25 protein-coding genes and 1 pseudogene are annotated in these 24,982 nt (G+C 73.3%); 13 read left to right on the top strand and 13 right to left on the bottom strand.

Going from position 1 to position 24,982, the window contains the following annotated elements; genetic code table 11:
- Positions 1 to 76: 76 nt before the first annotated feature.
- Entirely contained in the window at positions 77 to 511 is a 435-nt protein-coding gene (locus tag ACNKF0_RS08415) for an Hsp20/alpha crystallin family protein (RefSeq protein ID WP_416957415.1), read from the top strand.
- A 75-nt stretch (positions 512 to 586) separates the two neighbouring features.
- Here the strand turns inward: ACNKF0_RS08415 and ACNKF0_RS08410 are convergent, their stop codons facing one another.
- Positions 587 to 1,249 (bottom strand): GOLPH3/VPS74 family protein, encoded by a 663-nt coding sequence (locus ACNKF0_RS08410; protein ID WP_416957412.1) that lies wholly within the window; start codon positions 1,247 to 1,249, stop codon positions 587 to 589.
- 9 nt (positions 1,250 to 1,258) lie between these two features.
- Positions 1,259 to 1,873: a hypothetical protein gene (locus ACNKF0_RS08405; protein WP_416957410.1), complete on the bottom strand. Its 615-nt coding sequence runs from the start codon at positions 1,871 to 1,873 to the stop codon at positions 1,259 to 1,261.
- Positions 1,874 to 2,026: 153 nt separating this feature from the next.
- Here ACNKF0_RS08405 and ACNKF0_RS08400 point away from each other — a divergent pair, with 153 nt between their 5' ends.
- The 9 genes from ACNKF0_RS08400 (at position 2,027) to ACNKF0_RS08360 (ending at position 10,366) form a co-directional block, all read left to right on the top strand.
- Entirely contained in the window at positions 2,027 to 3,325 is a 1,299-nt protein-coding gene (locus ACNKF0_RS08400; protein WP_416957408.1) for an endonuclease/exonuclease/phosphatase family protein, read from the top strand.
- A 129-nt stretch (positions 3,326 to 3,454) separates the two neighbouring features.
- Positions 3,455 to 5,515, top strand: coding sequence for a PhoX family protein (locus tag ACNKF0_RS08395; RefSeq protein ID WP_416957406.1), 2,061 nt, complete (start codon positions 3,455 to 3,457; stop codon positions 5,513 to 5,515).
- An 18-nt stretch (positions 5,516 to 5,533) separates the two neighbouring features.
- The gene (locus ACNKF0_RS08390; protein ID WP_416957404.1) at positions 5,534 to 6,334 is read left to right on the top strand and encodes a ceramidase domain-containing protein; all 801 of its coding nucleotides are present in this window, start codon (positions 5,534 to 5,536) and stop codon (positions 6,332 to 6,334) included.
- A gap of 159 nt (positions 6,335 to 6,493) precedes the next feature.
- Entirely contained in the window at positions 6,494 to 7,384 is an 891-nt protein-coding gene (locus ACNKF0_RS08385) for a ferritin-like domain-containing protein (RefSeq protein WP_299931721.1), read from the top strand.
- Positions 7,381 to 7,557: a hypothetical protein gene (locus tag ACNKF0_RS08380; protein WP_416957402.1), complete on the top strand. Its 177-nt coding sequence runs from the start codon at positions 7,381 to 7,383 to the stop codon at positions 7,555 to 7,557. Before ACNKF0_RS08385 ends, ACNKF0_RS08380 begins: the two co-directional genes overlap by 4 nt.
- Positions 7,558 to 7,631: 74 nt before the next feature.
- A complete protein-coding gene (locus ACNKF0_RS08375) occupies positions 7,632 to 7,970 on the top strand; it encodes a twin-arginine translocase TatA/TatE family subunit (protein WP_416957399.1) in 339 nt (112 codons plus the stop codon).
- Entirely contained in the window at positions 7,967 to 8,263 is a 297-nt protein-coding gene (tatA, locus tag ACNKF0_RS08370) for a Sec-independent protein translocase subunit TatA (protein ID WP_299931726.1), read from the top strand. The genes ACNKF0_RS08375 and tatA overlap by 4 nt, the downstream gene beginning before the upstream one ends.
- Positions 8,264 to 8,274: 11 nt before the next feature.
- On the top strand, positions 8,275 to 9,099 hold the full coding sequence (gene tatC, locus ACNKF0_RS08365) for a twin-arginine translocase subunit TatC (protein ID WP_416957397.1): 825 nt from the start codon (positions 8,275 to 8,277) through the stop codon (positions 9,097 to 9,099).
- 97 nt (positions 9,100 to 9,196) lie between these two features.
- Complete coding sequence (locus ACNKF0_RS08360; RefSeq protein WP_416958459.1) at positions 9,197 to 10,366, top strand: Nramp family divalent metal transporter; 1,170 nt, start codon at positions 9,197 to 9,199, stop codon at positions 10,364 to 10,366.
- 34 nt (positions 10,367 to 10,400) lie between these two features.
- Here ACNKF0_RS08360 and ctlX read toward each other — a convergent pair whose 3' ends face one another.
- The 5 genes from ctlX to ACNKF0_RS08335 are packed head-to-tail and all read right to left on the bottom strand — an operon-like array spanning position 10,401 to position 15,714.
- Complete coding sequence (gene ctlX, locus ACNKF0_RS08355; protein ID WP_416957395.1) at positions 10,401 to 11,432, bottom strand: citrulline utilization hydrolase CtlX; 1,032 nt, start codon at positions 11,430 to 11,432, stop codon at positions 10,401 to 10,403.
- A gap of 31 nt (positions 11,433 to 11,463) precedes the next feature.
- Positions 11,464 to 13,803, bottom strand: a complete 2,340-nt coding sequence (locus ACNKF0_RS08350; RefSeq protein WP_416957393.1) for a hypothetical protein — start codon at positions 13,801 to 13,803, stop codon at positions 11,464 to 11,466.
- Between the two features lie 29 nt (positions 13,804 to 13,832).
- A complete protein-coding gene (locus ACNKF0_RS08345) occupies positions 13,833 to 14,933 on the bottom strand; it encodes a threonine aldolase family protein (RefSeq protein WP_416957390.1) in 1,101 nt (366 codons plus the stop codon).
- A 19-nt stretch (positions 14,934 to 14,952) separates the two neighbouring features.
- Positions 14,953 to 15,156 (bottom strand): hypothetical protein, encoded by a 204-nt coding sequence (locus tag ACNKF0_RS08340; RefSeq protein WP_191196112.1) that lies wholly within the window; start codon positions 15,154 to 15,156, stop codon positions 14,953 to 14,955.
- 21 nt (positions 15,157 to 15,177) lie between these two features.
- Positions 15,178 to 15,714: a 2'-5' RNA ligase family protein gene (locus tag ACNKF0_RS08335; protein WP_416957388.1), complete on the bottom strand. Its 537-nt coding sequence runs from the start codon at positions 15,712 to 15,714 to the stop codon at positions 15,178 to 15,180.
- A 54-nt stretch (positions 15,715 to 15,768) separates the two neighbouring features.
- Between ACNKF0_RS08335 and cobT the strand changes: the two genes are divergently transcribed.
- The 3 genes from cobT to cobU are packed head-to-tail and all read left to right on the top strand — an operon-like array spanning position 15,769 to position 18,125.
- A complete protein-coding gene (cobT, locus tag ACNKF0_RS08330) occupies positions 15,769 to 16,809 on the top strand; it encodes a nicotinate-nucleotide--dimethylbenzimidazole phosphoribosyltransferase (RefSeq protein WP_416957386.1) in 1,041 nt (346 codons plus the stop codon).
- A complete protein-coding gene (locus ACNKF0_RS08325) occupies positions 16,806 to 17,570 on the top strand; it encodes an adenosylcobinamide-GDP ribazoletransferase (protein WP_416957384.1) in 765 nt (254 codons plus the stop codon). The genes cobT and ACNKF0_RS08325 overlap by 4 nt, the downstream gene beginning before the upstream one ends.
- Before the next feature lie 27 nt (positions 17,571 to 17,597).
- Positions 17,598 to 18,125 (top strand): bifunctional adenosylcobinamide kinase/adenosylcobinamide-phosphate guanylyltransferase, encoded by a 528-nt coding sequence (cobU, locus tag ACNKF0_RS08320; RefSeq protein ID WP_416957382.1) that lies wholly within the window; start codon positions 17,598 to 17,600, stop codon positions 18,123 to 18,125.
- A gap of 131 nt (positions 18,126 to 18,256) precedes the next feature.
- Here the strand turns inward: cobU and ACNKF0_RS08315 are convergent, their stop codons facing one another.
- From ACNKF0_RS08315 to ACNKF0_RS08290, 6 genes and pseudogenes are all read right to left on the bottom strand, one after another.
- Complete coding sequence (locus ACNKF0_RS08315; protein ID WP_416957379.1) at positions 18,257 to 18,574, bottom strand: hypothetical protein; 318 nt, start codon at positions 18,572 to 18,574, stop codon at positions 18,257 to 18,259.
- 60 nt (positions 18,575 to 18,634) lie between these two features.
- Positions 18,635 to 19,663, bottom strand: coding sequence for a hypothetical protein (locus ACNKF0_RS08310; protein WP_416957377.1), 1,029 nt, complete (start codon positions 19,661 to 19,663; stop codon positions 18,635 to 18,637).
- 156 nt (positions 19,664 to 19,819) lie between these two features.
- Entirely contained in the window at positions 19,820 to 20,554 is a 735-nt protein-coding gene (locus ACNKF0_RS08305) for a hypothetical protein (RefSeq protein WP_416957375.1), read from the bottom strand.
- A 13-nt stretch (positions 20,555 to 20,567) separates the two neighbouring features.
- The gene (locus ACNKF0_RS08300) at positions 20,568 to 21,215 is read right to left on the bottom strand and encodes a SatD family protein (protein ID WP_416957373.1); all 648 of its coding nucleotides are present in this window, start codon (positions 21,213 to 21,215) and stop codon (positions 20,568 to 20,570) included.
- Between the two features lie 43 nt (positions 21,216 to 21,258).
- Positions 21,259 to 24,253, bottom strand: a pseudogene (locus ACNKF0_RS08295) (bifunctional [glutamine synthetase] adenylyltransferase/[glutamine synthetase]-adenylyl-L-tyrosine phosphorylase).
- Positions 24,250 to 24,978, bottom strand: a complete 729-nt coding sequence (locus ACNKF0_RS08290; RefSeq protein WP_416957371.1) for a type 1 glutamine amidotransferase — start codon at positions 24,976 to 24,978, stop codon at positions 24,250 to 24,252. The pseudogene ACNKF0_RS08295 and the gene ACNKF0_RS08290 overlap by 4 nt, the downstream one beginning before the upstream one ends.
- Between the last annotated feature and the right edge of the window lie 4 nt (positions 24,979 to 24,982).

Below are 24,982 nucleotides of genomic sequence, written 5' to 3'. Positions count from 1 at the left end.
AAAAAACCTGTAACCATCAATACAGGTCGTGGACCTCACGGTTCGGAGGTCCACCCGGCAGATCCAGGAGGAGACGATGTTGCTTCGAACCACCGACCCGTTCCGTGACCTCGACCGGATCGCCCAGCAGCTCATGGGCACGACCAACCGTCCCGCGGTCATGCCGATGGACGCGTGGCGCGAGGGTGACCGCTTCGTGATCGAGTTCGACCTGCCCGGCGTCAACACCGACAGCATCGACCTCGACGTCGAGCGCAACGTCCTCACCGTGCGCGCCGAGCGGGTGGCCCGCAACGGCGACTGGGAGCCGCTCGCCTCCGAGCGCCCGCGCGGGGCCTTCAGCCGCCAGCTCGTGCTCGGCGACAACCTCGACCTCGACCGCATCGAGGCGGCGTACGCCGACGGGGTGCTGCGGCTCGTCGTCCCGGTCGCGGAGAAGGCCAAGCCCCGCAAGATCGAGATCTCGCAGTCGGGTTCGGGCCGCGGCGAGCGCGCCGAGCTGACTGCCTGATCCCTGCCTGATCCCCCCGGTCGGCGCCGGCCGCAGCCCTTGCGCAGTGTGCCGCGGCCGCGCCGACCTGCGGGGTCAGTTGCTGCCCGACACCACGATCGGGACGATCACCGCGGTCATCATGGCCGTGTTCATCGCGGCGACCGCCTTCGCCACCGCGTCGCCGGTCTCGGCGTCCGCCGAGACCTCCTCGATGCGCTGCTTCAGCTCCTTCTTGCCGAGGGTGCCCTTCTCCTCCTCGAGCACCTTCGGTGCGATCTCGAGTCCCTGGAGGATGGCGAGCAGGCTGGCGTCTGCGGACGTCGGCGTACCGCCGAGCAGGACCGTCCGCAGCCGCTCGCGGACGCGTCGCTCCGGCTCGGGGTCGACGACGGGATAGCGCTCGGGCACCAGGCCCAGAGCACGCTTCTCCTCGACCCGGATGACGCCGGCCGCGGCGAGCGCCTCGGCAACCTCCTTCTCGCGACTGACCTTGCCGTCGGTCACCAGCGACGACAGCTTCTTGCCGTCGCGCTGCTCGAGCCGCGCCATCGCGGCGTCGAGGGCCGGGTGCCCGACCGGACCCGGCACGAGCACGGTCATGCGGGGGTCCTTGTCGTCGCTGAGGGTGATGCGTTCGGCGACGACGAGGTCGGTGATGACCGCGGCGGCGAGGCCGTAGCCCCGCTGGGCCATGGCGCTCTCGGGCTTGCCGTCGTCGCGGCGGAGCAGCAGGAACAGCTCTTCGGAGATCAGCATGCCCTCAGGCTAGGTCGGGCTGACCCGCTGCGGATCCCTCTCCTGGTGGAGGTCCAGCGACATCAGGCGCGCGGCGAGGTCCACCGCAGGACCGAGGAGCAGGATCACCGCGAGGGTGCCGACGCCCACGGTCGCGCCCAGCAGCCAGCCGCCGAGCGCTCCCCCGCCCTGGACCACGCTGTAGCTCCACCGGAACGGCACCGGCGGGTCCCACGCGAGCGCCGCCGCCTCGGCCGGCCCGGCGCCGGTGTGGCTGCCGAGGTAGAGCGCGATGCCCACGGCCAGCACGGGGAACGCCGCCACCAGCAGGGCGACCTGCCACCCCAGCGCGTCCGGCGTGTCGAGGACGTCGAGCACCACGGACACCGTCACGCCGACGAGGACGACCTGCACCACCGTGCCGATGCCCGGATAGACCTTCCGCAGCGCCGCCAGGGCCACCAGCACGACGCCGACGACGAGGTTGACGACCCAGAAGTCGACCCCGGTCGTGAGGGTCAGGCCGTTGACGAACGTCGAGTAGCCGTCCGAGCCGAGGTCGGCCGCCAGCAGCAGTGCGACGCCGGTGCCCAGGACGAGGCATCCGACGAGGAGCATGGCCGTACGCCGGGGGCTGGGGATCACGGCGACAGCATCTCAGGCGCCCCTGCCCGCCTCCTCGGCGTCCGTCCCGGTGAACACCCGGCGACCGCCCGCCGAACCCGTCCGGACCGGCCTTCCACACCGGGCGGACACCGTCGTACGTTGGCGATCCCCCCACGTCGGAAGGCAGCACCCATGCGCTCTCGTCCCACCCGCCTCGCCCTCGCCACCGTCGCGACCCTCGCCGTCGCCGGCCTCGGCGCGCCCGCCCTGACCTCCCCCGCAGCCGCGGGAGCCGGCCATGCCCACCCGGGCAAGACCGGCAAGCCCAGCGAGGTCCGCTTCGCCACCTTCAACGCCTCCCTCAACCGCGGGGCGGAGGGTCAGCTCGTGGCGGACCTCTCCACTCCCGGCAACGCCCAGGCCGCCGGTGCCGCGGAGACGATCCAGCGCGCCGACGCTGACGTCGTCCTGGTCAACGAGTTCGACTACGCCGAGGACGGCGAGGCAGCCGAGCTGTTCCGCGACAACTACCTCGCCGTCGGGCAGAACGGCGCCGCACCGGTCGACTACCCCTACTACTACGTCGCCCCGTCCAACACCGGCGTGCCGAGCGGGTTCGACCTCAACAACAACGGCGTCGTCGGCGAGCCCGGCACCCAGGCCGGCGGCGACGACTCCCTCGGGTTCGGCCTCTTCCCGGGCCAGTACGGCATGGTCGTCTACTCGAAGTACCCCATCGCGACCGACGACGTCCGCACCTTCCAGGAGTTCCTCTGGAAGGACATGCCGGGCGCCGTGCTGCCCGACGACCCGGCCACACCCGCGCCGGCCGACTGGTACTCCGCCGAGGAGCTCGACGTCTTCCGCCTGTCCTCGAAGTCGCACTGGGACGTGCCGATCAAGCTGCCGGGTCGCAAGCCGGTCCACTTCCTCGTCTCCCACCCGACACCGCCCAGCTTCGACGGCACCGAGGACCGCAACGGCCGGCGCAACCACGACGAGATCCGCTTCTGGGCCGACTACGTCACCGGCGGGCGCACCGCGTCCTACATCTACGACGACCAGGGCGGCACCGGCGGCCTCGGGCGCGGGCAGGACTTCGTGATCGCCGGCGACCAGAACGCCGACCCGTTCGACGGTGACTCGTACGACGACGCGATCCTGCAGCTGCTCGACCACCCGCGGGTGCAGGACCCGACGCCGACCTCGGCCGGCGCGGTCGAGGCGACCCAACGCGACCAGCGCATCAACCTCACCCACGAGGGCCCGGCCGAGCAGGACACCGCCGACTTCGCCGACGGCGCGCCGGGCAACCTCCGCGTCGACTACGTCCTGCCCAGCGAGCGGCTGGCGGTCCGCGACACCGGCGTCTACTGGCTGGAGTCCACCGACCCGCTGTTCGCCCGCCTGATCGGGACGTTCCCCTTCCCTGTCACCGACCACCGCCTGGTGTGGCTCGACCTGGGCACCGGGCGACCGCACGGTCGCTGAGCCCGCAGCCGCTTCGCCGAGGGGCCGGCGGACGTTCACCTGACGTCCATCCGCCGGCCCCTCGGGGGGCCACCCGGGTGACGAGAGTCGGTGTGTCCGCCCGACCTCAGATCTCCGGAGACTCCCCCCATGCCGCACAGCCCCTCGACGAGCACCAGCCCCTCCCCGAGCCCGACCCGCACGCTGCTGCCGATGGCCGGTCAGACCCACGGCAGCCGCAGCGCCGTCACCTGCCACCTGCGCTGCGGCGACGCCTGCTTCCAGGCCGTGCCCAACACCACTGAGACGTCCTACTTCCGCGACGTCGCCGCCACCGTGCTGAGTCGCCGCTCCGTCGTCGGCACCGGCCTCTCCGTCGCCGCGCTCACCGCCGTCCCGATGGCCCGCGCCGCTGCCGCGCCGGCCCCGGGGCCGAAGCCCGGCAAGGGCGGTCACGGCAAGCCCGGCACCCTGCCCTTCACGCCGATCGCGCCCGCCGCCACCACCGTCGACGACGTCACCGTGCCCGTCGGCTACCGCTGGGACCCGATCCTGCGCTGGGGCGACCCGATCCTCCCCGGCGCCCCCGCGTTCGACCCCAACGCGCAGACGCCCGAGGCGCAGGCCGGCCAGTTCGGCTACAACAACGACTACCTCGACATCATCGAGACCAACCGCTCCGGCACCGAGGCGCTGCTCGTGTGCAACCACGAGTACACCAACGAGGGCATCATGTTCCCGCCCGGCACCGACCCGGCGACGATCATCCGCACCGCGTGGGCCGCGCACGGCATGTCGGTGGTGCAGCTGAAGCGGCGCCGGCGCGGCGACGTGTGGTCGTACGTCCCGGCTGCGCGTCTCAACCGGCGCATCACCCTCGACACCCCGTTCGCCATGGACGGCCCCGCTGCCGGGTCCGACCTGCTCAAGACGGCCGCCGACCCGACGGGTCGCACCGTCCGCGGCACGATGAACAACTGTGCCGGCGGTACGACGCCGTGGGGCACGGTGCTGTCGGGCGAGGAGAACTTCAACCAGTACTTCCGCGCCACCGGCACCGACCCGAAGGAGACCCGCTACGGCCTCTCCGCCACCCAGGACTCGCGCAACTGGCGCTCGCTCGACCCGCGTTGGGACGCCACCACCACCGACTACGGCAACGAGCCCAACCGCTTCGGCTGGGTCGTCGAGCTCGATCCGAGCGACCCGAGCTCGACGCCGGTCAAGCACACCGCGATGGGCCGCTTCAAGCACGAGGGCGCCAACGTGATCGTCAACCGCGACGGGCACGTGGTGGCCTACATGGGCGACGACGAGCGCTTCGACTACGTCTACCGGTTCGTCTCCCGCGACACGATGCGTCCCGGCAACAGCCCGAAGGCCCGGCGCCACAACCTGACGCTCCTGAGCGAGGGCGACCTGTCGGTCGCGCGGTTCACCGGCGACGGCCTCGGGGACGGCGTCAGCGACGGCGCCGGCGAGTGGATCCCGCTCACCCGCGGCGGCCAGTCGATGGTGCCCGGCTTCACGCTCGAGGAGGTCCTGGTCTACACGCGCCTGGCCGCCGACGCGGTGCAGCCGACGAAGATGGACCGCCCCGAGGACGTCGAGCCCAACCTCCACAACGGCCGCATCTACGTCGCCTGCACCAACAACACCGATCGGGGCAAGGTCGGCAAGGAGGGCCCCACCGAGCCCAACCCGCGCCCGGCCAACAAGGACGGCCACGTCGTGGAGATGATCCCGACCGGGGGCGACCACACGGCCGACACCTTTGGCTGGAACCTGTTCCTCATCTGCGGCGACGAGGCCTCCGCGGGACGCTACTTCGGCGGCTGGACCGGCCCGGTCTCGCCGATCGCCTGTCCCGACAACGTCGCCTTCGACAGCCGCGGCAACCTGTGGGTCTCGACCGACGGGCAGCCCAGCGCGATCAAGGTCAACGACGGCCTGTTCAAGGTGCCGGTCGAGGGTCCCGAGCGGGGCCACGTGCAGCAGTTCCTGGCCGTGCCGTCCGGCGCCGAGACCTGCGGGCCGGTCATCCGCGACCGCGAGGACTCGGTGTTCGTCGCCGTGCAGCACCCGGGCGAGGACGGCTCCTGGGCCGCCCCGCAGTCGCGCTTCCCCGACTACGTGCCCGTCGGCGCCACGGCGCCCGCCGGCCACCTCGCCGGCCCCCGGCCGACCGTGGTCCAGGTGACCCGCAGGTAGCGCGCCTACGATCGACCCGTGCCGCGGCCCCTCACCACCACCGTCGCGGTCGCGGCCGGGTCGACGGCGCTGCTGGTCCTGGCCATCACGGAGGGATGGCTCGGCCCGGACGTCGGTCGCGGTGCGAACTTCTGCGAGAGGGCGTACGACGGCGCGGTCGCGCAACCGGCCAACACGCTGTCCAACCTCGGCTTCGTCGTCGCCGGCCTCCTGGTCGCCAGGCACGCCCAGCAGCGCCAGGAGGACCCCGCGCACGACCGGGACGTCATGTCGACGGCGGTCGCCACCTTCTTCGCGTGCGTCGTGGTGCTGCTCGGCCCCGGGTCCGCCGCGATGCACGCCACCCAGAGCGCGTGGGGCGGCCACCTCGACATGCTGAGCATGTACCTCGTCGCGGGCTTCGCCGCGGCCTGGGCCTGGGTCCGGTGGACCCGGCGTGGCACCGCCTGGTTCGTGACGGCGTACGTCGTCTGCGTCGCGGCGTGCGAGCTGGTGGGGCTGTGGCCCGACCCGGTCCCCGTCGTCCACTACTCCGGCAACCTCGCCTTCGCGCTGCTGCTGGCCGGGGCCGTCGTGCTGGAGACGGCGTTGTGGCGGCGTGGTGAGACCAGCCGCGTCTTCCGGCACGGCGTCGTCGCGCTGGCCTCGATGCTGGTCGCCTTCACCATCTGGCTGCTGAGCAACGCCGGCTGGTGCGACCCCGACTCGCTCCTGCAGGGCCACGCGGCGTGGCACCTGCTGTGCGCGGTCGCGGCCTACTGGCTCTACCGGCTCTACGCCTCCGAACGACGTGCGGTCCGCTCACCCGCGGGGGTGTGATCGGCCGTTCCACCCATCCGACCCCGTCGGCCGCCCCGAATGAGCTGAGTCACACCAGCCGGGCCTCAGTCCCGGCGGGCCGTCGGAGGCGCGGCGTCCTCGAACGCACAGCGACACCTGGATGGAGCACGCATGTTCGGCAAGGCAGTAGTCACAGACATGATCAACCGGAGCGCGGAGAACGAGACCGACCGCCGGCTGTTCCTCAAGTCGGCCGGCGTCGCCGGTCTCGGAGTGGTCGGTGCGGGTGCGCTCGGCGCGACCACCGCCGCACCGGCGGGGGCCGCGGGCATCAGCGACGGCGCGGTGCTCAACTTCGCCCTCAACCTGGAGTACCTCGAGGCCGAGTTCTACTCCTACGCCTTCTACGGCCACGGCATCAGCGACAAGCTGACGTCCGGCAAGGGCAAGAAGGGCGGCGTCATCGGCGGCAAGAAGGTCGACTTCAAGACGCCGGCGATCTACAACTACGCCAAGGAGATCGCCTGGGACGAGCTTCACCACGTGCAGTTCCTCCGCAAGGCGCTCGGCGGCGCCAAGGTCGCCCGGCCGCAGATCGACCTGCAGAACAGCTTCACCGCCGCGGCGACGGCGGCCGGCCTGATCCAGCCCGGCCAGACCTTCGACCCGTTCGCCAACGAGAACAACTTCCTGCTGGCCGCCTACCTCTTCGAGGACGTCGGCGTCACGGCCTACAAGGGCGCTGCGCCGCTGATCTCCAACAAGACCTACCTGGAGGCGGCCGCCGGCATCCTCGCGGTCGAGGCCTACCACGCCGGGCTGGTCCGCTCGGCGCTCTACTCCAAGGACCTGCAGGACGCCGCGCGCGCCATCTCCAACGCTCGCGACAGCCTCGACGGCAAGGGCAACCGCGACCAGCCGATCGGCACGGCGAAGTCGGCCAACATCACGCCGACCGACGGCAGCGGCATCGCGTTCAGCCGCTCGGCGGGTGAGGTGCTCAACGTGGTCTACCTCAACCCGAAGTCGGTCACCAAGGGCGGCTTCTTCCCCAAGGGCGTCAACGGCACGATCAACAAGAGCGCGTGATCGTCGTGCCGGGGATCGAGCTGCTGGGTGTGCTCCTGCTCGGCCTCGTGGTGCTCCGCGCCGCGTGGCTGGCCACGCACCCAGCCGTGCACCACGCCGCGATGCGGCCCGCCCACTGGTCCGCCGAGGTCGACCGCGTGCTGAGCCGCGGCACGGCGAAGCACCGGGCCTGAGCGTTTCCCCTTCCCGGACGGCCCGGGCGCCACATGGCGTCCGGGCCGCCCCGGGACGGCTGAGAGGACACCACATGTTCGGCATCGGACTTCCTGAGCTCGCCGTCATCGCCTTCTTCGGCGTGGTGCTGCTCGGGCCCGACAAGCTCCCCGTGCTGGCCAAGCAGCTGGCCCACGGGATCAAGACCGCCAAGCGGATGGGTGACTCCGTCCGTGACGACCTGCGCTCCTCGCTCGGAGACGACTACGCCGACCTCGAGCTGCGCGACCTCAACCCCCGCGAGCTCATCCGCCGCCAGGTCGAGGAAGCGCTCGCCGAGCGCGACGAGGAGGACGTCGACGACGAGACCGTCGAGGAGATCGTCGACGAGGTCCTCACCCCCGCAACACCCGATGAAAGGAAGACCGCATGACTTCCACCACGACGCCCCTCCTGATCGGAGGGCTGGGCGGCATGGAGCTGCTCATCATCCTGGCCGTCCTGCTCCTGCTCTTCGGAGCCTCCAAGCTCCCCGAGCTGGCCCGCGGCTCCGGCCAGGCCCTGCGCATCTTCAAGTCCGAGACCAAGGGGCTGATGGACGACGGGAAGGACACCAAGGACACGTCGGACGAGGCCGAGCCGAAGCACGTGGCCGCTCCGGCTGACGTGGCCGTGGACCCGATCGTCGTCGAGACGCCCCGCGGCCAGGACGCCTCGCGCGGCTGAGAGGACCAGCAATGTCGATCGCCAGTGTCACCGACATGCTCCGTGTCGCACCCAGCCATCCCGGCTCGACCGCCGGGTCGATGTCGTTGGCCGGCCACCTCCGCGAGCTGCGGGCGAGGCTGATCCGGTCCGCGCTCGTCCTCGTGGTGGCGTTCGGCGTCTCGCTGCTCTTCTTCGACCCGCTCCTCGCGCTCGTCCTCGGCCCCTACAACCAGGCTCGCGACCTGGTGGGAGCGGACACCACGACCTCGGCGTACGTCGCCGGGGCCACGGGTCCGCTCATGCTCCACATCAAGCTCTGCGGCGTCGCCGCCCTCATGGCCGCCAGTCCCTACTGGCTGTGGCAGGCCTGGGCGTTCGTCGTCCCCGGGCTGCTGGAGCGCGAACGGCGGTGGTCGCGCGTCTTCGCGCTGGTCGCCGGTCCCCTCTTCATCGGGGGCGTCGCCCTCGGCTACTACGTGCTCCCCAAGGGCCTCGGCGTGCTGATCGGGTTCACCCCCGACGGGCTCGAGAACCTGGTCGAGTTCGGCGACTACTTCTCCTTCTTCACCCGGATGCTGCTGGTCTTCGGCCTCGCCGTCGAGCTGCCCTTCTTCCTGGTGCTGCTCAACCTCGCCGGCGTCGTGACCGGCGCGCAGCTCGGGCGGCACCGGTCGATCATCATGATGGCCACGGTGGTCTTCGCGGCGATCGCGACGCCGTCGACCGACCCGTTCTCGATGCTCATGCTGGCCGTCCCGATGATGGTGCTCTTCCTCGTCGCGGAGGTCATCACCCGCGCCGTCGACCGACGCCGCGCCGCCCGCGCGCTCGCCCAGGTGCGGATCGGGGACTGACGTGTTCCAGACCACGAGGTACGCCGCTCCCCCGACGCGTCGCCGGAGCGCCGATGCCGAGGTGACGTCCGCACGTCCCGGACGCATCTGGCCGCTGCTGGGCCCGGCGTTCGTGACGGCCGTGGCCTACGTCGACCCGGGCAACTTCGCGACCAACATCGCGGCCGGCTCGGGCTACGGCTACCTGCTGGTGTGGGTCGTCGTGGTCAGCAACGTCATGGCGATGCTCATCCAGTACCTCTCCGCGAAGGCCGGCGTCGCCACCGGCCTCAGCCTCCCGGCGCTGTGCCGCGAGCACCTCCCCCGCCCGGTCGTGAAGGGACTCTGGGGGCAGGCCGAGCTGGTCGCGATCGCGACCGACCTGGCCGAGGTCGTGGGCGGCGCGCTGGCGCTCAAGCTGCTCTTCGACCTGCCGCTCCTGGTCGGCGGCACCATCACGGCCGTCGTCGCGTTCGCCCTGCTGGCGGTCAAGGGCGCCGGGCACCGGCACTTCGAGACCGTGATCATCGGCCTGCTCGGCGTGATCCTCGTCGGTTTCGTGTACGACATCGCCATCAGCGGCGTCGACGCGATGGCGGTGCTCGACGGCACCCTCCCGCGCTTCGACGGGATCGACAGCGTCGTGCTCGCCGCCGGCATGCTCGGCGCGACCGTGATGCCCCACGCGATCTACCTCCACAGCGCCCTCACCAGCGAACGGCTGCACGCCCGCACGGACGCGGCCCGGCGCGCGGTCATGCGCGGTCAGCGGGTGGACGTCGTGACGGCGATGACGATCGCCGGGCTGATGAACCTCTCGCTGCTGCTGGTCGCCGCGTCGGCGCTGTCGGGGCGCGGCATCGAGACCATCGAGGGGGCGTACGCCGGTCTCGGCGAGACCCTGGGCACCGGTGCCGCCCTGCTCTTCGCGCTCGGGCTGCTTGCGTCGGGGTTCGCCTCCAGCAGCGTCGGGACGCTGTCGGGCCAGGTCGTGATGGAGGGGTTCCTGCGACGCCGCATCCCGCTGGCGGTGCGGCGCCTGGTCACGCTGCTGCCGGCGGTCGTCGTCCTCGCCCTCGGCGTGGACCCCACGGCCGCGCTGGTCGCCTCGCAGGTCGTCCTGTCGTTCGGCATCCCGTTCGCACTGGTGCCGCTCGTGTGGTTCACCGCACGCCGCGACGTGATGGGCTCGCTGGTCAACCGGCGCGTCACGACGGTCGCGGGCGTCGCCGCCGCGGGGGCGATCATCGTCCTCAACGTGGTGCTGCTCGTGCAGCTCGCTGCGTGACCCGGGGCCGGTCGGCTCAGGCGTCGCCGTCGGCTCAGGCGTTGCCGTCGACGTAGCGGCCGTCGGGGGTGACCGGGTTGTCCTCGTTGATGGCCTCGACGGCCTCGGTGAGCTCGGCCTGGGCCAGCGGCGGACGGCGGTCGAGATGGATGCCGGCGATCATGCAGCGCACGGACCCGCCGGCGAGCTCGATCGTCGGGATGTCGACGGCGACGATCTCGCAGGACTCCTCGATCGCGGCGACCTGCTCCGGACGCAGTGAGCGCTTCGCCCGGGCGGACATGGCCATCACGTAGCGGCGGCGGCCGTCCGGCGTACGACCGCACAGCTCGACCGCGTTGCCGGCGAACTCGCGGATCTGCTCCTCGGTCAGCTCGACGATGGTGCGGCCGGTGACCGCGAGGCGCTCGCGCACCTGCTCGCGCCGGTGCTCGTCGGGGATCATTCCCAGCGCGATCATCGCGACGTCGGTGCCGATGCAGGCGATGACGTTGGTGTGGTAGACCGGCACGCCGTGGGAGTCGACGGCGTCGAAGGCCATCGGCTCGTAGGTGAAGTCGGTGCAGAAGCGCTCCAGCACCGCGGCGTCGGCCCGGTGGCTGCGGGCGGTGTAGGCCACGCGGGAGACGTGGTCGAGCACCATCGCGCCGGTGCCCTCGAGGAAGACGCCGTCGGGCTCGAGGCCGGAGTAGTCGACGATCGTCTGCACGCGGTACTCCGACTTGAGCATCTCCAGCACGTCGGCGCGACGCTCGTGGCGACGGTTGGAGGCGTACATCGGGTAGACCGCGACCGCGCCGCCGGCGTGCGTCGAGACCCAGTTGTTGGGGAACACGCTGTCGGGGCGGGTGTGGTCGTCGTCGTCGAAGACGTGGACCCGTACGCCGACCGCGCGCAGCGCCTCGGCGAGCGCATCCATCTCGGCCATCGCCCGGGCCGACGTCGACTCCTGCGACTGCCCCGCCGGGGCGTCGGCCTGGAAGGCGTTGTCGGCCGCCGTCGCCGGGTTGGGGACGAAGCTGGTCGCGCGGACGAGGATCACTGCAGAGGGGGCCTGGGCACTCACGGGAGGAATGTAGGGCACCCGCGGGCGGTGGTCAGAACCCGCGCGAGCCTCCACCGCCGCCGCCGCGCGAGCCGCCGCCCCCGCCGAAGTTGCGCGACCCACCCCCGCCACCGCCGCGGGACCCGCCTCCCGAACCGCCGCCGAACCCGCCGCCGAACCCGCCACCGGAGCCTGCGCCGGCTCGCGGCCGCGGCCCGGCGCGCGGCCTCGCCGCTGCTCGCTCGGCGTCGCGGCGGTCCTGCCGGGCGCGGGCGCCGGCACGGTGGGCGGCGTCCTTGGCGTCGTTCGCCCCCGAGGTGATGGCCGCGAGCGACCCGGTCTCGGCCTCCGCTCGGGCGAGCATCGCGGCGGCGTCCTCGAGCAGGTCGCGGGCAACGCGCGAGACGTCGCTGTGCCGCACCTCGCCGCGGGCAGCGGCGATGGCCGACGCGGCGTCCTCGAGCGCTCGCTGCGACGCCTCGTGGTCGGCGATCGCCCGGTCGACCTCGGCGCGGGCGCGCACGAGGCCCGCGTCGACGTCGGCGAGCTGGTCGTCGAGGCGCAGGTAGGGCGGGCGGGGCGTGGTCAGGTCTTCACCGACCGAGACGGCCCCGGCGCGCAGCGTCGCGACGTCGGGCACCTCGGCGAGGAACGTCATCGCCGCCGGGTGCGTGGTCACCTGACCCTGCACGGCGTCGGCCTCGACGACGGCCCGCTGCACCCGCAGTGGCAGGTCGACCGACAGCGCCCTGAGCTGCTCGACCCGCTGCGCCGGCAGGGCCGCGTCCGCGGCGATCGCGTCCGCGGACTGCTGGGCCGCGGTCAGCTCCTCGCGGGCCCGGGCGAACTGCTGGTCGGACATCGAGGTGTGCCCCTCGACGGTGCGGAGCGCGCCGTCCAGGGCCTTCCGCGCGGCGGACGCCCGGTCGACGGCGACGCGCACGCCCTCCACGCAGCTGGGGTCCTGGTCGCGCTCGAGCCCCTCGGTGATGACGTACGCGTCGGCGATCGCGCGGTCCAGCCCGACAGCGCGCGTCCGGAGCTCGGCGGTGTCCTTCTCCAGCGCGGCCCGGAAGGCGGCCAGGCCGGTGAGCCACGACTCGTGCGCAGCGAGGTCGGTGTCGGCCCGTTCGACCGCGACGCCGGCGTCGCCGAAGCGCTGGTCGCCGGCCAGCGCCTCGACCTGCCGGGCCGCGTCCTCGGCGGCCTGCGGGGCCGGGTCGTTGTCGGTGGTGCGGTAGCCCTCGCCCTGCCGGTCCGCGATCAGGCCGGACACGACCGTCGCCCGGGCGCGCAGGGCGGCGATGCGCGTCGGCAGCCCGGCGCGCAGTGCGTCGTAGGCGGAGAGGCGCTCCTCGACGGCTGCCATCGCGGCCTGCGCGTCGCGCAGGTCCCCGGTCGCCGCCTCGACGTCGTGGGTCGCTCGGCGCGCCTCGTCGGTGTCCGACTCCGCGATGGCTGCGTCGGTGTGCTGCTCGGAGAGCTGCAGGTAGGTCGCGGTGGCTGCGTCGCGGGTGGTGACGGCCTGCGCCTGCTCGGCGCGGATCCGGTCGGCGACCGAGTCGCTGACCGGCGGCAGCGCCGCCACGCGCGCGTCGATGAGCTCGTTGCTCTCGTCGAGCTCGAACCACGCCTGCGCCATCGCGCTCGTCGCCGCCCCGAGAGCGGCCCGCGCGGCCGCGCGCTCCTTCAGACGACGACGTACGCGCGTCGCACCCCAGCCGGCGCCGCCGAGGGCCGCGAGCCCGACGGGCACCCCGAGCGCCCAGCCCGGGACGTCCACGCCGTCGCTCGCGCCAGCGTCGTCGAGCTCGTCGTTGGAGAGGCCTCCCGGGAAGTCGTCCGGCCAGTCGCCGGGGTCGTAGGAGGACTCCTGCGAGTCGTAGGCGTCGGCGTAGCCGCCGAGGCCGGCGACCATGCCGTCGGTCCAGGCACCGTTGCCGAAGGCCGGTCCCATCCCGTCGAGCTCGACGCCGTCGCGGGCCGCCTCGAACCGCTCGAACGCCCGTCCGTCGTAGTGGCTGCCGAGCTCGCGCCCGTCGACCGAGACCCCGAGGACGAGCAGCGACCGCTGACCGCCGCCCGCGAAGCCCCAGCCGCCGCACTGGCGGCGGGCGTCGACGAGGGCGTCGTAGAGGTCGCCCGCGCCGGGCGTGTCGCGCCAGGCGATGACCTTGACCGTCACCCGGCCGTCGTCGAAGGCGGCACGCGCCGCCCGGGCCACCACCCGGTCGTCGAGGACGTCGGCCCCGTCGAAGACCACGCCCGGGTCGCACAGGTCGCCCGCGGCGTGGGCCGGCGCGGCCAGCCCCCAGGAGGCTCCGGCGGCGACGATGGCCGCCACCGTTGCTCCGTGCTGGATCCGACGTCGTACGCGTCCGCCCACCGTCATTGCCACTCCCCCGTGTCCCCCGTGCTCTGCTACGTGCCGGGTGGACTCTCCCCGACGGCCGCGGCCATCAAACCAGCCACGTCGGCCGGGTCGTGGCGGATCGCCGGTTCGTAGCAGGTCAGCTCGGTCTCGACCCAGCCCGGCACGTCGGAGTCGCGCCACAGTCCGCACGCGACGACGCCCCGCTGCTCGACGAAGTCGACGACCCGCTCGTTGACCTCGTCGGCCGTGCCGGGCGCACAGGCCAGGAAGGTGCCGATGTGCGGCTCCTCGGGGAAGGTCCGGAACCCCTGCTCGCGCAGGGCCGCCGCGAGCTCGACGGCCCACGCGCGGTAGTCGCCGAAGCGGCCGAGGTGCTCCCGCAGCCCGATCAGCCCGCCGACGGCCGAGGCGGTCATCGAGAAGAGCGTGCCGCCCATCCGCTGGCGCCACGTCCGCAGCTCCCCTGCGAGGTCCTCGGGGCAGACCACGAGCGCGCCGCTCGAGCCCCCGAGCCCCTTGTAGAGCGAGACGTACATCGAGTCGAAGAGCGCGGCCACGTCGCCCAGGCTGCGGTCCCAGTAGGGCACCGACTCCCAGATCCGGGCGCCGTCGGCGTGCAGGCTGACACCCCGCTCGCGAGCGGCTCCGGACAGCGCGACCAGGTCCTCCCACGGCGGCAGCAGGCAGCCGGCGTCGCGCAGCGGGAGCTCGACCATCGCCGCGCCGAGCCGACCGCCGACGCCGGCGAGGTCGTCGGCGGTGGCCGTGCGCCGGCCCGTGGTGAGCCACTCGAGCTCGAGGCCCAGCACCCGCCGCGGACCGTCCTGCTCGTGGTGCACGAGGTGCGAGAGGTCGGGCAGCGCGACCCGGCGGGAGCCGGCGCGGTCGCACCACGCACGCAGGGTCGCCTGCTGCGCCATCACGCCGCTGGGGAACATGACGGCGGACGGCTTGCCGAGCAGCTCGGCGACCTCGGCCTCGAGCTGCGCGACCGCGCCGCGCTCGCCGTAGCGGTCCCACGCGAGGTCGTGCTCCTCGGCGAAGTCGGCGAGCTCGCGGAGCATGGCCGCCGGCGTCGACGGCGGGCGGTGCAAGATCCAGTCGGCCGACGCCGCGGCGGCCCGGAAGCGGTCGGGGAGCTCGCTCACGTCAGGACTGGGTGGCCGGTCAGGCGTGACGCTTGAACCAGTAGGTCGTCTCCACGCCGGGGATGACCTGCACCAGCTCCCAGCCGTTCACGCCGAGGGTGGAGAGGAGGTCCTCCCACGACTCGGTGCCCTCCACGAGCGCCTCGGGGTCGGCGTTGTAGCCACCGACCTCCACGTTGCCCTGGTCGTCGACGGTGATCTCGAGGTGCGCCCATGAAGCCATGCGGCGATCCTGCCACCCCCGTCAACACGACGGTCGTCGACCCAGCACCCACTCCGCCACCACGTGGCAGCGGTCGGTCTCCCACCAGGCGAGCTGCAGGCGGTCGAGCACCACGTCGACCGGTACGACGTCGGCGAGCAGCACCGCCGTCGAGGCGATGTCGACGTGATCGGAGACCGCGTCGACCGTGACGTGCGGCTGCACGTCGCTGCCGAACTCACCGCCGTACGGCGGCCACGCGGGGAAGGCGGCCACCAGGCGTGCGGTGAGGTCCCGCAGTGCGTCGTCCGGGTCCGGCACGAGGTGGATGATCCCGTTGGGGAACTGGCCGAGGTCGGCCAGCCGCACCTCGATCGGCGGGGTGTCCGCGGCCAGGTCCGCGACGGTCTCGAGGTCGGCCGCCGACGGCGTCGGGGCGAACGGCCCGAGCGCCGTGATGTGCGCGTGCCCGAAGCGCGGGTCGGCCGACACGAACCCGGCGTCGTAGTGAGCGGTGCGCTCGCGCACCCACGCCTCCAGTGCCGGCACCGGCAGCTGGAGGACGGAGTGGCCGGTCACGCGGGCAAGACTGGCAGGCCGCCCCGGCCCGGCCGTCACTAGGCTGCTGCCGCCATGAACGAAGCGTCCCGCATCGCCCCGCCCTCCCCCGAGATCACCGCCCTCGCGCGGGAACGCCTCGACGGCCTGGCCACGCCCCCGGGGGCGCTCGGACGCATCGGCGAGCTCGGCGTCTGGCTCTCGGCGGCGCAGGGCGTGGTGCCGCCGCGCCCGCTGACCGACGTACGCCTCGTGGTGCTGGCCGGCGACCACGGCGTGGCCGCGCACGGCGTCTCGGCCTACCCCCCAGCGATCACCGAGGCGATGGTGCGCACCCTCGTCGCCGGCCGGGCGGGCGTCAGCGCGCTGGCACGGGAGCACGGCGTCGCCGTGACCGTGCGCGACGTCTCCGTCGACGCCGACCTCGACGACCTGCCGGCCGAGGTCACCGCACGCAAGGTGCGACGTGGCTCCGGCGCCATCCACCTGACCGACGCCCTGACCCGGGAGGAGGCCGAGCGCTCCCTCACCCTCGGCGCCGACCTGGCCGGCGAGCTGGCCGACGACGGCGCCCAGCTGCTGATGACCGGTGACCTCGGCATCGGCAACACCACCGTCGCGGCCGCGTTCGTCGCTGCGATTCTGGGCCTGCCGGCCGACGAGGTGACCGGTCGCGGCACCGGCATCGACGACGACGGGTGGACCCGGAAGCGCGGCGTGGTGGCGCAAGCGCTCGCCCGGGCCGAGGGCCGCACGTCCGACCCGGTCGAGGTGCTCACGGCCCTCGGCAGCGCCGACCTCGCCGCCACCGTCGGCTTCCTGGTCGAGGCGTCCACCCGCGGCGTACCCGTGCTCCTCGACGGCCTCATGTCCCTCGCCTGTGCGGTCGTGGCCGAGGCCCACGCGCCCGGCGCTGCCGCCTGGTGGCTCGCCGGCCACCGCTCGACCGAGCCGGCGCAGGCGCACGCGTTGAAGTCCCTCGGCCTCGAGCCGGTGCTCGACCTCGGCATGCGCCTCGGTGAGGGCTCGGGTGCCGTGGCGGCCCTGCCGGTGCTGCGCTCCGCCGTCGCCGTGATGCGCGACGTTGCCCTGCTCGCGGAGATCCTGCCTTCGTGACCGTCCGCGACGCGTGGCTGCTGGCCACCGGCACGCTCACGGCCGTCCGCTTCCCGCCGCCCGGCCGGGTGGACCGTCAGGTCGCCGGCCTCGCGATGGTCCTCGCCCCGCTGGCGGTGCTGCCGCTCGGGTTCGCGGCTGCGGCCGTCGTCCTGGTCGGGGGCTGGATCGGGCTGCCGCCCCTCGCGACGGCGTACGTCGTGCTGGTGGCGCTCGCGCTCGGCACCCGCGCCTTCCACTGGGACGGCCTCGCCGACACCGCCGACGGCCTGACCGCGTCCTACTCCCCCGCCCGGTCCCTCGAGGTGATGCGCACCGGGCCGGTGGGACCGGCGGGTGTCGTCGCCGTCGTCCTCGTCGCCGGGCTCCAGGCGGCCGGGCTGGCAGCGGTCGTGCGCCACGACCACGGCTGGTGGGTCGTGGGACTGCTGGTGTGCGTCTCCCGGCTCTCGCTGGCGCTCGCCTGCGTGCGCGGCGTGCCGGCGGCCCGCGCCGACGGGCTCGGGGTCAACCACGCCGGCTCGGTGCCGGTCGCCGCCGCGGTCGCCTCGCTGCTGGTGTGCGGCGTGGCCGTGGGGCTCGCCGGCCACGGGCTCGGCTCCGTGTGGACGCTGCTCGCGGGTCTGGTGGTGGTGGTCGGGGTCGTGCTGGCGCTGCTGCTGCGGTGCGTACGACGACTCGGCGGGATCACCGGCGACGTGCTGGGCGCGGCGGTGGAGGTCTCCTTCGCCGTGCTGGTGCTGGCCGCCGCGAGCGCCTGACCCGACGGCTCTGACAGGATGCGCGCCATGCGGATCCTGGTCACCGGCGGCGTGCGCTCGGGCAAGTCCACCCACGCCGAGGACCTGATCGGCGGCGCCCCCGCGACGTACGTCGCCACCGGCACGCCGCCCGACCGCGAGCAGGACCCCGACTGGGCCGCCCGGATCGACGCCCACCGCGACCGACGTCCCGCCTCTTGGGGCACGGTCGAGACGCAGGACCTCGCCGGCGTCCTCGCCGAGGCCCGCGACCCCCTGCTCGTCGACTGCCTCGGCACCTGGCTGACCGCGATCATCGACGCCGAGGACGCCTGGGATCACGACTCCGACGCCGTCCACGACCTCGTCCTCGCCCGCACCGACGAGGTCGTCGCCGCCCTGGTGCGGTGCGAGCAGGACGTCGTGCTGGTGACGAACGAGGTCGGTCTCGGCGTCGTGCCCGAGCACCGCTCCGGCCGGCTCTTCCGCGACCTGCTCGGTGTGGTCAACCAGCGCGTCGCCGCCGCCTGCGACGAGGTGCACCTCGTGGTCGCCGGCCGCGTGCTGCGGCTCTGACGGGCATCGGTGGCTGAAGGCCCTGTAGCGCTCGCCCGGCGTGGGTCGGGCCGTTGGGGAACCGGACGCAGGCAGATCGGGCCAATGGGCCTGCAGGTCGTTCCCCAGCGCTGAGCGGCGGGGCGCGCTCGTCAGTCCCGGGCGTCGCGTCGTTCCTGGAGACGGGCGCGGGCCTCGGGCAGGTAGGCCAGGCACGGAGCCTCGGCGTCAGGGTGCCTGGACGTGAGGTGGAGGATCCAGCGATCCATCGCCGCCATGTAGCCGTTGTCCTCGCCCGCCCGACGTGTGCTCCAGGCGCGGGTGCCGGTGCCGGGGCGCGGGACCTCGCACTGCGTGCAGGAGATCTTGTAGGCGAACGAGTCGTCGGGGCTGACGTCGATGCGGACGACGGCCAGCGCTCCTGCCTCGGCGCCGGCCTTCCTCTGTCGGGCGGAACGGCTGGCGGGCACAGGGACCTCGGTTCGTGCTCGGGGATGGCTGTCCCAGCCTAGGCACCTTGTGCCTCGGGATCAGAACCCCTCGACCCGCAGCACCGTGCCGGTGTAGGTGACGACGTACGCCACGTCGCCGACGAGCTCCATCGACGTGGGCTGGTCGAGCTTGCGCGCCACCGTCCGGAAGGTCCCGTCAGCGCGTACGACGACGATCTCGCCGGTGTCGTGGGCGGCTGGGAACCCCTCGTTCTCGAAGGTCGGCTCCAGGTCCCAGTAGCCCTGCAGGAGCCCGTACATCGGTCCGTCACCGTCCTCCTCGACGTCGACGATCAGCCCACGGTTGCCCCGGTAGCCGGGTCCCCACCGGCCGACCACCTTCGTCGTGCCGTTGCGGCGCACCTCGCGGATCTTGGACGCAGACGGCAGGTGCGGGATCGGGCCCGCCGCGGTCAGGAAGACCGTGCCGCCCACCACCTCGAGGCCCAGGGGCACCGAGTCGGTGCTGCCGAACCCGACCAGCTCGCTGATCCGTCCGTTCCGGTTCACCCTGATCACTCGGCCGAGGTGGGCGTCGGTGACGAGGAGCCCGCCGCGCCACACGTCCATGGAGTACTGGACGCCCTGCCCGACGAACCAGTCAGGATCCGTGGGTGGGTGCTTCCGCGACCACGTGCCCAGGTCGGCGACGACGGCGAACGTGCCGTTCTTCCTGAGCCGGTAGATGCCCATGAGCTCGTCGGGACCGCCGACGTCGGCGCCCGCGACGCTGACCATGACGTACGCGACGTCGCCGATGAACGAGACGTCCATCGGGCCGCCGACCCCGAACCCGGGCACCTGCTTCGGCAGGCCCCGGCCGACGACGGTGGCGGCACCGCTGGCGGTGTCGATCCGCACCAGCTTCCCGCCGAGGCTGTGGGTGACGTAGAGGGCGCCGTCGGGCCCGATGGCGCTGCCCGAGCCCAACCCTCCGAGGGCCTTGGCGCTGAGGACCGAGACGTCAGGGCCCGGGGGTGCCTGCTGTCGCGCCTGCGCGCCGGAGACCGGCAGCGCACAGCACATGGCGAGGGCCAGCGTGATCAGGGTGGGGCGCCAACGCGTCATGATCCTTCTCCGCACTCGAGGTTGGGAGTCGGGCCGCCGACCGTGGGCCGCGTCGCTGTCGCCGTCCTGGTCAGGTCGTCGACTTGACCGCTCCCTCGAGCGTGCGCGCACCCACGCCGCAAGTCAACGTGCTCCAGACCGGACTGCCACCCGCCCTCACACCACGAGCACGAACGAACCCAGCGCGACCAGCCATGAGGCGAACGACCCGAGCAGGAAGTACTCCGTCATCTCGTGGACGGTCTGCTGCTCGTGACGCGAGGAGAGCTCGGGGAAGCGGAGCAGGCCCTTGGCTGCGACGACGACGCTGGCCGCGGTGACCTGGCCACCGAGCGCGAGGGCGAGGATGAAGACCCGCTCGAGCGGTCCGAGGAGCCGGCCGCCCTTGAGCTGGGTGGGCGGCATCGCGCCGTCAGCCCGCGGGTTGATGGTGCCGGTGGCCTTCAGCACGAGGCGGACGAGCACGTTGCCGGTGGAGAGCTGGATGGCGAAGGCGCCGAGCAGCATCAGGAACCGGTCGGCCGACACGTCGCCCAGGTCGGCCACGGTCAGCGACTCCAGCCACCGCGCGAGCGGCCCGCCGGCCTCCGGCGCGAGGCCGGAGCACGCGATCGCGCCGACGAGCGAGGCGAGGAAGACGCCGAGGGGCAGCCAGGCCGCCTTCGGCCCAGGGTGGCCGAAGCCCCACGTGACGGTGAGGCCCCACACCAGCACGACGGCGGCGATGACGAGCAGCGCCGCGACGTCGCGCCCCGACGTGAGCCCTGCCAGCAGCCCCACGCAGAGCGCCACCAGCGCCCCGACGCACTCGGGCAGGTATCGCGTGCGGCGCACCGAGTGGGTCAGGTCGGTCACCGCGAACCCGATCAGCAGGATCCCGAGCCAGCTCATCCGTCCACTCCTCTCACAGGTCGCGCAGCATCTCGTCGGTCGCGAGCACCACGCCGATGCCGTCGGCCCGGATCCGCTGCGACACCGCCGACGGGCTGATGCCGAGGTCGGCGGCGATCTCCTGCTGCTGCCTCCCCCTCAGCAGACCACGCAGCACCGACATCGACCGCTCCGACAGGCCGGAGACCACCTGGTCGCGCGTCATCAGGGCGGCATTGACCAGTCCCTGGTCCGGTCCCTGGTCCGCCTCGGCCGCGACGTACGCCGTGCGGACCGCACGCAGCGCTGCCTTGCGCTCGTACCCCTCCACCTCCTCGATCGCTGAGCGCGCGGCCCACCAACCAGGGCCGTCCTCGACCCGCGGCTCCTCGGCCAGCACGACCACGCGCCCGCTCCCGATCCCCTGCCGCACGTCGTCGCGGGGCAGGAGGGCCATCCGTAGTCGCAACGTCGCCGCGATGGCGTCACCGAGCGAGGCGAAGATCCCCTGGAACTCGTCGCCGACCCCGATGCGCAGCGGGACCGGTGGTGCGTACGCCCTGTTGACGTCGGCGACCGCCCGCGCGAACCGCTCGTGCATGGCGGCGCGATCCTCGCTGCGCCGCGAGCCGACCAGATCGCCGATCACGGTGACTGAAGACTCCATCTTCATTTCGGACATATGAAGATCATACCTTCTTCTGCGACAGATGAAGTCTAGATCTTCATTCCCAGAACACCCGCTCCACCACGGCGTGCGCCCGCCGGGTGGTCCGCAGGTAGTCGTTGACCATCTGGTCCGACGCGCCCTGGGGGTAGCCCAGCACCTGCGCGACCGCGGCCCGCTCGCGCGCGTCGCGGGGCAGCTGGTCCGAGGGCCGACCGCGGACCAGGGTCACGGCGTTGCGCACGCGGCTCACCAGCCCGCCACGCCTCGGCCAGGGTCGCGGCGTCGTCCTCGGAGATCAGGCCGGCGTCGGCCGCCGCCTGCAGAGCCGGCAGCGTCTGCGGCGTGCGCAGGGCCTCGACCCGGCCCGCGTGCCGCATCTGCAGCAGCTGCACGGTCCACTCGACGTCGGCGAGGCCCCCGCGACCGAGCTTGAGGTGCGTGTGGCGGTCGGCGCCGCGCGGCAGCCGCTCGTCGTCGACGCGCGCCTTGATCCGGCGTACCTCCACCACGGCCGACTCGGAGATCCCCTCGACCGGGAAGCGCAGCGGGTCGATGAGCTCGGTGAAGCGGGCGCGCAGCGCCTCGTCGCCGACGACCGCGTCGGCGCGCAGCAGCGCCTGGAACTCCCACACGCTCGACCACTTGGCGTAGTAGGCGGCGTAGGAGTCGACGGTGCGGACCATGGGCCCGTTCTTCCCCTCCGGCCGCAGGTCGGCGTCGACCTCGAGCGGCGGGTCACTGGCCGGCAGGGACAGCAGGCGCCGCACCTCCGTCACCACCGCAGTGGCGTACGACGACGCAGCCTGCGCCTCGACCCCGTCGGCCGGCTCGTGCACGAACATCACGTCGGCGTCGCTGCCGTAGGACAGCTCGAACCCGCCGTAGCGTCCCATCGCGATGACCGCGATCCGGCTGGCGGGCGCGTCCAGCCCGCGTTGCCGGCGCACCGACTCGGTCGCGATGTCGAGCGTGGCCTGCAGCGTCGCGTCGGTGAGGCGGCTCAGGCCCTGCCCGACCACCGCCACGTCGGTGCCGGCGACGAGGTCGCCGCACGCGATCCGCAGCAGCTCACGGCGACGTACGGCGCGCACGGCCGCGACCGCGGCCTCGGGCGTCTCGGCACGCTCGACCAGCGACTGCATCTCCACCAGCGCGGCCTCGGCGCTGAGCGGGACGAGCGACTCCCCCAGCATCTTCACGCCCTGCGGCTCGCGCTCGAGGAGGTCGGTGGCGTAGCGCGAGGTGCCGAGGACGACGGCCAGGCGCTGCGCGACCTCGCCCTCGTCGCGCAGCATCGTGAGGTACCAGGGGCTGCGCCCCAGGCTCTCGCTGATCCGGCGGAACCCGAACAGGCCGGCGTCGGGGTCGGGCGAGTCGGCGAACCACTCCAGCAGCACCGGCAGCAGGGTCCGCTGGATGTCGGAGGTGCGCGAGACCCCGCTCGTCAGCGCCTCGAGGTGGCGCAGCGCGGCCCGGGGGTCGGCGTACCCGAGCGCGGACAGCCGGGCCTCCGCGGCCTCCAGCGACAGCCGGGCCTCGGGGCCCGGGAGCTTGGCGACGGCGCCGAGCAACGGTCGGTAGAAGAGCTTCTCGTGGAGCCGGCGCACCTCGCGCCGGTGGTGGCGCCACTGCCGCTCGAGCTGGGCGGCCGGCTCGGAGAAGATGCCGATCGAGCGACCGAGCCGCCGCAGGGACGCCTCGTCGTCCGGCAGGACGTGCGTACGTCGCAGCTGGTAGAGCTGGATCCGGTGCTCGAGGGTGCGGAGGAAGGCGTAGGCCTCGTGGAGCTTCTCGCCGTCCTGGCGCCCGACGTAGCCGCCCTCGGTGAGGCGGGTCAGCGCGCTCAGCGTCGCGCCCTCGCGCAGGGACGGGTCGGACCGCCCGTGCACGAGCTGGAGGAGCTGCACGGCGAACTCGACGTCGCGCAGGCCGCCGGCGCCGAGCTTGATCTGGCGCTCCGCCTCGTGCGCCGGGATGTGGTCGACGACCCGGCGCCGCATCGCCTGCACGTCGGACACGAAGCCGTCGCGACCCGCTGCGCTCCACACCATCGGGGCGACCATCTCCCAGTAGCGACGCCCCAGGGCGGCGTCACCGGCCACCGGCCGCGCCTTGAGCAGCGCCTGGAACTCCCAGGTCTTGGCCCACTTCTCGTAGTAGCCCTGGTGGCTGGCGAGCGTGCGCACCAGCGGCCCCTGGCTGCCCTCGGGCCGCAAGTTGGCGTCGACCGGCCAGATCGTGCCCTCGCGGGTGTGGTCGGAGCAGACCCGCATCAGCTGCGAGGCCAGCTGGGTGGCCGCCCGCAGGGCGACGCCGTCGTCGGCCTGCTCCCCCGGCTCCGGCTCGGCCGCCTCGTAGACGAAGACCACGTCGACGTCGGAGATGTAGTTGAGCTCGTGGCCGCCGCACTTGCCCATCGCGATGATCGCGAGGCGCGCCGCGTGGGCCGTCTCGCCGACCCGGACCCGCGCCACGGCGAGCGCGGCGTCGAGGGTCGCGGCAGCGAGGTCGGAGATCTCGGCGGCCGCGTCGTCGAGCCCGACGTGGTGGGCCAGGTCGCGCGACGCCAGCCGCAGCAGGTGACGGCGGTACTCCACGCGCAACGCGTCGACGGCCTCCTTGTCCGGCAGCCCGGACACCGGCTCGGCCGCGTGCGGGTCGGCGCCCACCGCGGTCAGCATCGCCTCGCGCAGGGCGTACGCCGCGGGACGCGTGCTGCCCAGCGTCGGGTCGGTCAGCTCGTGCCACTGCTCGGGGTGACGCACGAGGTGGTGGGCCAGCGCGGGGCTCGCGCCGAGCACGCTGCACAGCCGCATCGCGGTGCCCTCGTCGTCGGCGAGCTCGGCGAGCATCTGCTGGCCGGCTCCGGCCGCCTGCTCGTCGAGCGCGTCCACCAGCCGCAGCAGCCCGTCGAGGGCGGCGTCGGGATCGGCGGACGCGGCGAGCTCGTCGGTCAGCGGCAGGCCCGCGTCGCCGAGGCGCTCGATCCCGCGCGCGGCGGCCGCGCCGTCGACGAAGCCCTTGCGCACGTAGGTCCCTGCGGACGTCATCGCAGCGCCTCCGCGCCGGCTGCGATCGCGGCGAAGCGCTGGACCATCGGACGCCAGTGGCCGGCCAGTGCCGGCCGGGCCGACTCGATCGCGGCGAGCACCTCGTCCTGGTCGAGGCCGAGCGCGACGTGGTCCTCGCGGTCCGACTCCGCCCAGCGGCGTACGACGTCGGAGTCGGCCTCGGGGTGCGCCTGGATGCCCCAGGCCCGCGGGCCGAAGCGCGCCGCCTGCACCTCTCCCCCGGGGCTCCGCGCCAGGACGACCGACTCGGGGGGCATCTCGACCACGACGTCGTTGTTCCAGTGGATGACGGTCTCGGTCGCGGTGCGCGCGCTCGCCCACACGTCGTCGGCGGCAGCCGCCGTCCACCCGACCGGCTGCAGACCGACGATCTGGCCGCGCGCGTTGCGCTCGACCCGCCCGCCGAGCGCCGCCGCGACGACCTGGTGACCGAGGCAGATCCCCAGCAGCGGGGTGCCGCCGGCGACCGCGTCACGGATCCCGGACTTGAGCGGCGCCAGCCACGGGACGGTGTCGTCGTCGTTGGCGCTCATCTCGCCGCCCAGCACCACCGCGGCGTCGTACGACACCAGGGTGGGGAGGTCGTCACCGGCGTAGGGGCGGCACACCGCGAGGGTGCAGCCGGCCTCCTCGAGCCAGTCGCCGACGAGCCGGGGCGGGCAGGACTCCTGGTGCTCGACGACGAGCACGCGCGGGCTGCCCATCTCC

Source organism: Nocardioides sp. T5, from assembly GCF_048161455.1.
Classification (GTDB): domain Bacteria; phylum Actinomycetota; class Actinomycetes; order Propionibacteriales; family Nocardioidaceae; genus Nocardioides.
The sequence above is the reverse complement of the archived record's forward strand: the minus strand, read 5'-3'. Positions and strand labels throughout refer to the sequence as shown.

What these genes read in the sequence shown, in the direction of transcription:
- ACNKF0_RS08310 (WP_416957377.1), bottom strand. Translation starts at nt 19,663, where the DNA reads ATGACGCGTTGGCGCCCCACCCTGATCACGCTGGCCCTCGCCATGTGC.
- ACNKF0_RS08410 (WP_416957412.1), bottom strand. Translation starts at nt 1,249, where the DNA reads ATGCTGATCTCCGAAGAGCTGTTCCTGCTGCTCCGCCGCGACGACGGC.
- ACNKF0_RS08395 (WP_416957406.1), top strand. Translation starts at nt 3,455, where the DNA reads ATGCCGCACAGCCCCTCGACGAGCACCAGCCCCTCCCCGAGCCCGACC.
- ACNKF0_RS08350 (WP_416957393.1), bottom strand. Translation starts at nt 13,803, where the DNA reads ATGACGGTGGGCGGACGCGTACGACGTCGGATCCAGCACGGAGCAACG.
- ACNKF0_RS08290 (WP_416957371.1), bottom strand. Translation starts at nt 24,978, where the DNA reads ATGGGCAGCCCGCGCGTGCTCGTCGTCGAGCACCAGGAGTCCTGCCCG.
- tatC (WP_416957397.1), top strand. Translation starts at nt 8,275, where the DNA reads ATGTCGATCGCCAGTGTCACCGACATGCTCCGTGTCGCACCCAGCCAT.
- ACNKF0_RS08385 (WP_299931721.1), top strand. Translation starts at nt 6,494, where the DNA reads ATGATCAACCGGAGCGCGGAGAACGAGACCGACCGCCGGCTGTTCCTC.
- cobU (WP_416957382.1), top strand. Translation starts at nt 17,598, where the DNA reads ATGCGGATCCTGGTCACCGGCGGCGTGCGCTCGGGCAAGTCCACCCAC.
- ACNKF0_RS08340 (WP_191196112.1), bottom strand. Translation starts at nt 15,156, where the DNA reads ATGGCTTCATGGGCGCACCTCGAGATCACCGTCGACGACCAGGGCAAC.
- ACNKF0_RS08305 (WP_416957375.1), bottom strand. Translation starts at nt 20,554, where the DNA reads ATGAGCTGGCTCGGGATCCTGCTGATCGGGTTCGCGGTGACCGACCTG.
- ACNKF0_RS08375 (WP_416957399.1), top strand. Translation starts at nt 7,632, where the DNA reads ATGTTCGGCATCGGACTTCCTGAGCTCGCCGTCATCGCCTTCTTCGGC.
- ACNKF0_RS08300 (WP_416957373.1), bottom strand. Translation starts at nt 21,215, where the DNA reads ATGTCCGAAATGAAGATGGAGTCTTCAGTCACCGTGATCGGCGATCTG.
- ACNKF0_RS08400 (WP_416957408.1), top strand. Translation starts at nt 2,027, where the DNA reads ATGCGCTCTCGTCCCACCCGCCTCGCCCTCGCCACCGTCGCGACCCTC.
- tatA (WP_299931726.1), top strand. Translation starts at nt 7,967, where the DNA reads ATGACTTCCACCACGACGCCCCTCCTGATCGGAGGGCTGGGCGGCATG.
- ACNKF0_RS08415 (WP_416957415.1), top strand. Translation starts at nt 77, where the DNA reads ATGTTGCTTCGAACCACCGACCCGTTCCGTGACCTCGACCGGATCGCC.
- cobT (WP_416957386.1), top strand. Translation starts at nt 15,769, where the DNA reads ATGAACGAAGCGTCCCGCATCGCCCCGCCCTCCCCCGAGATCACCGCC.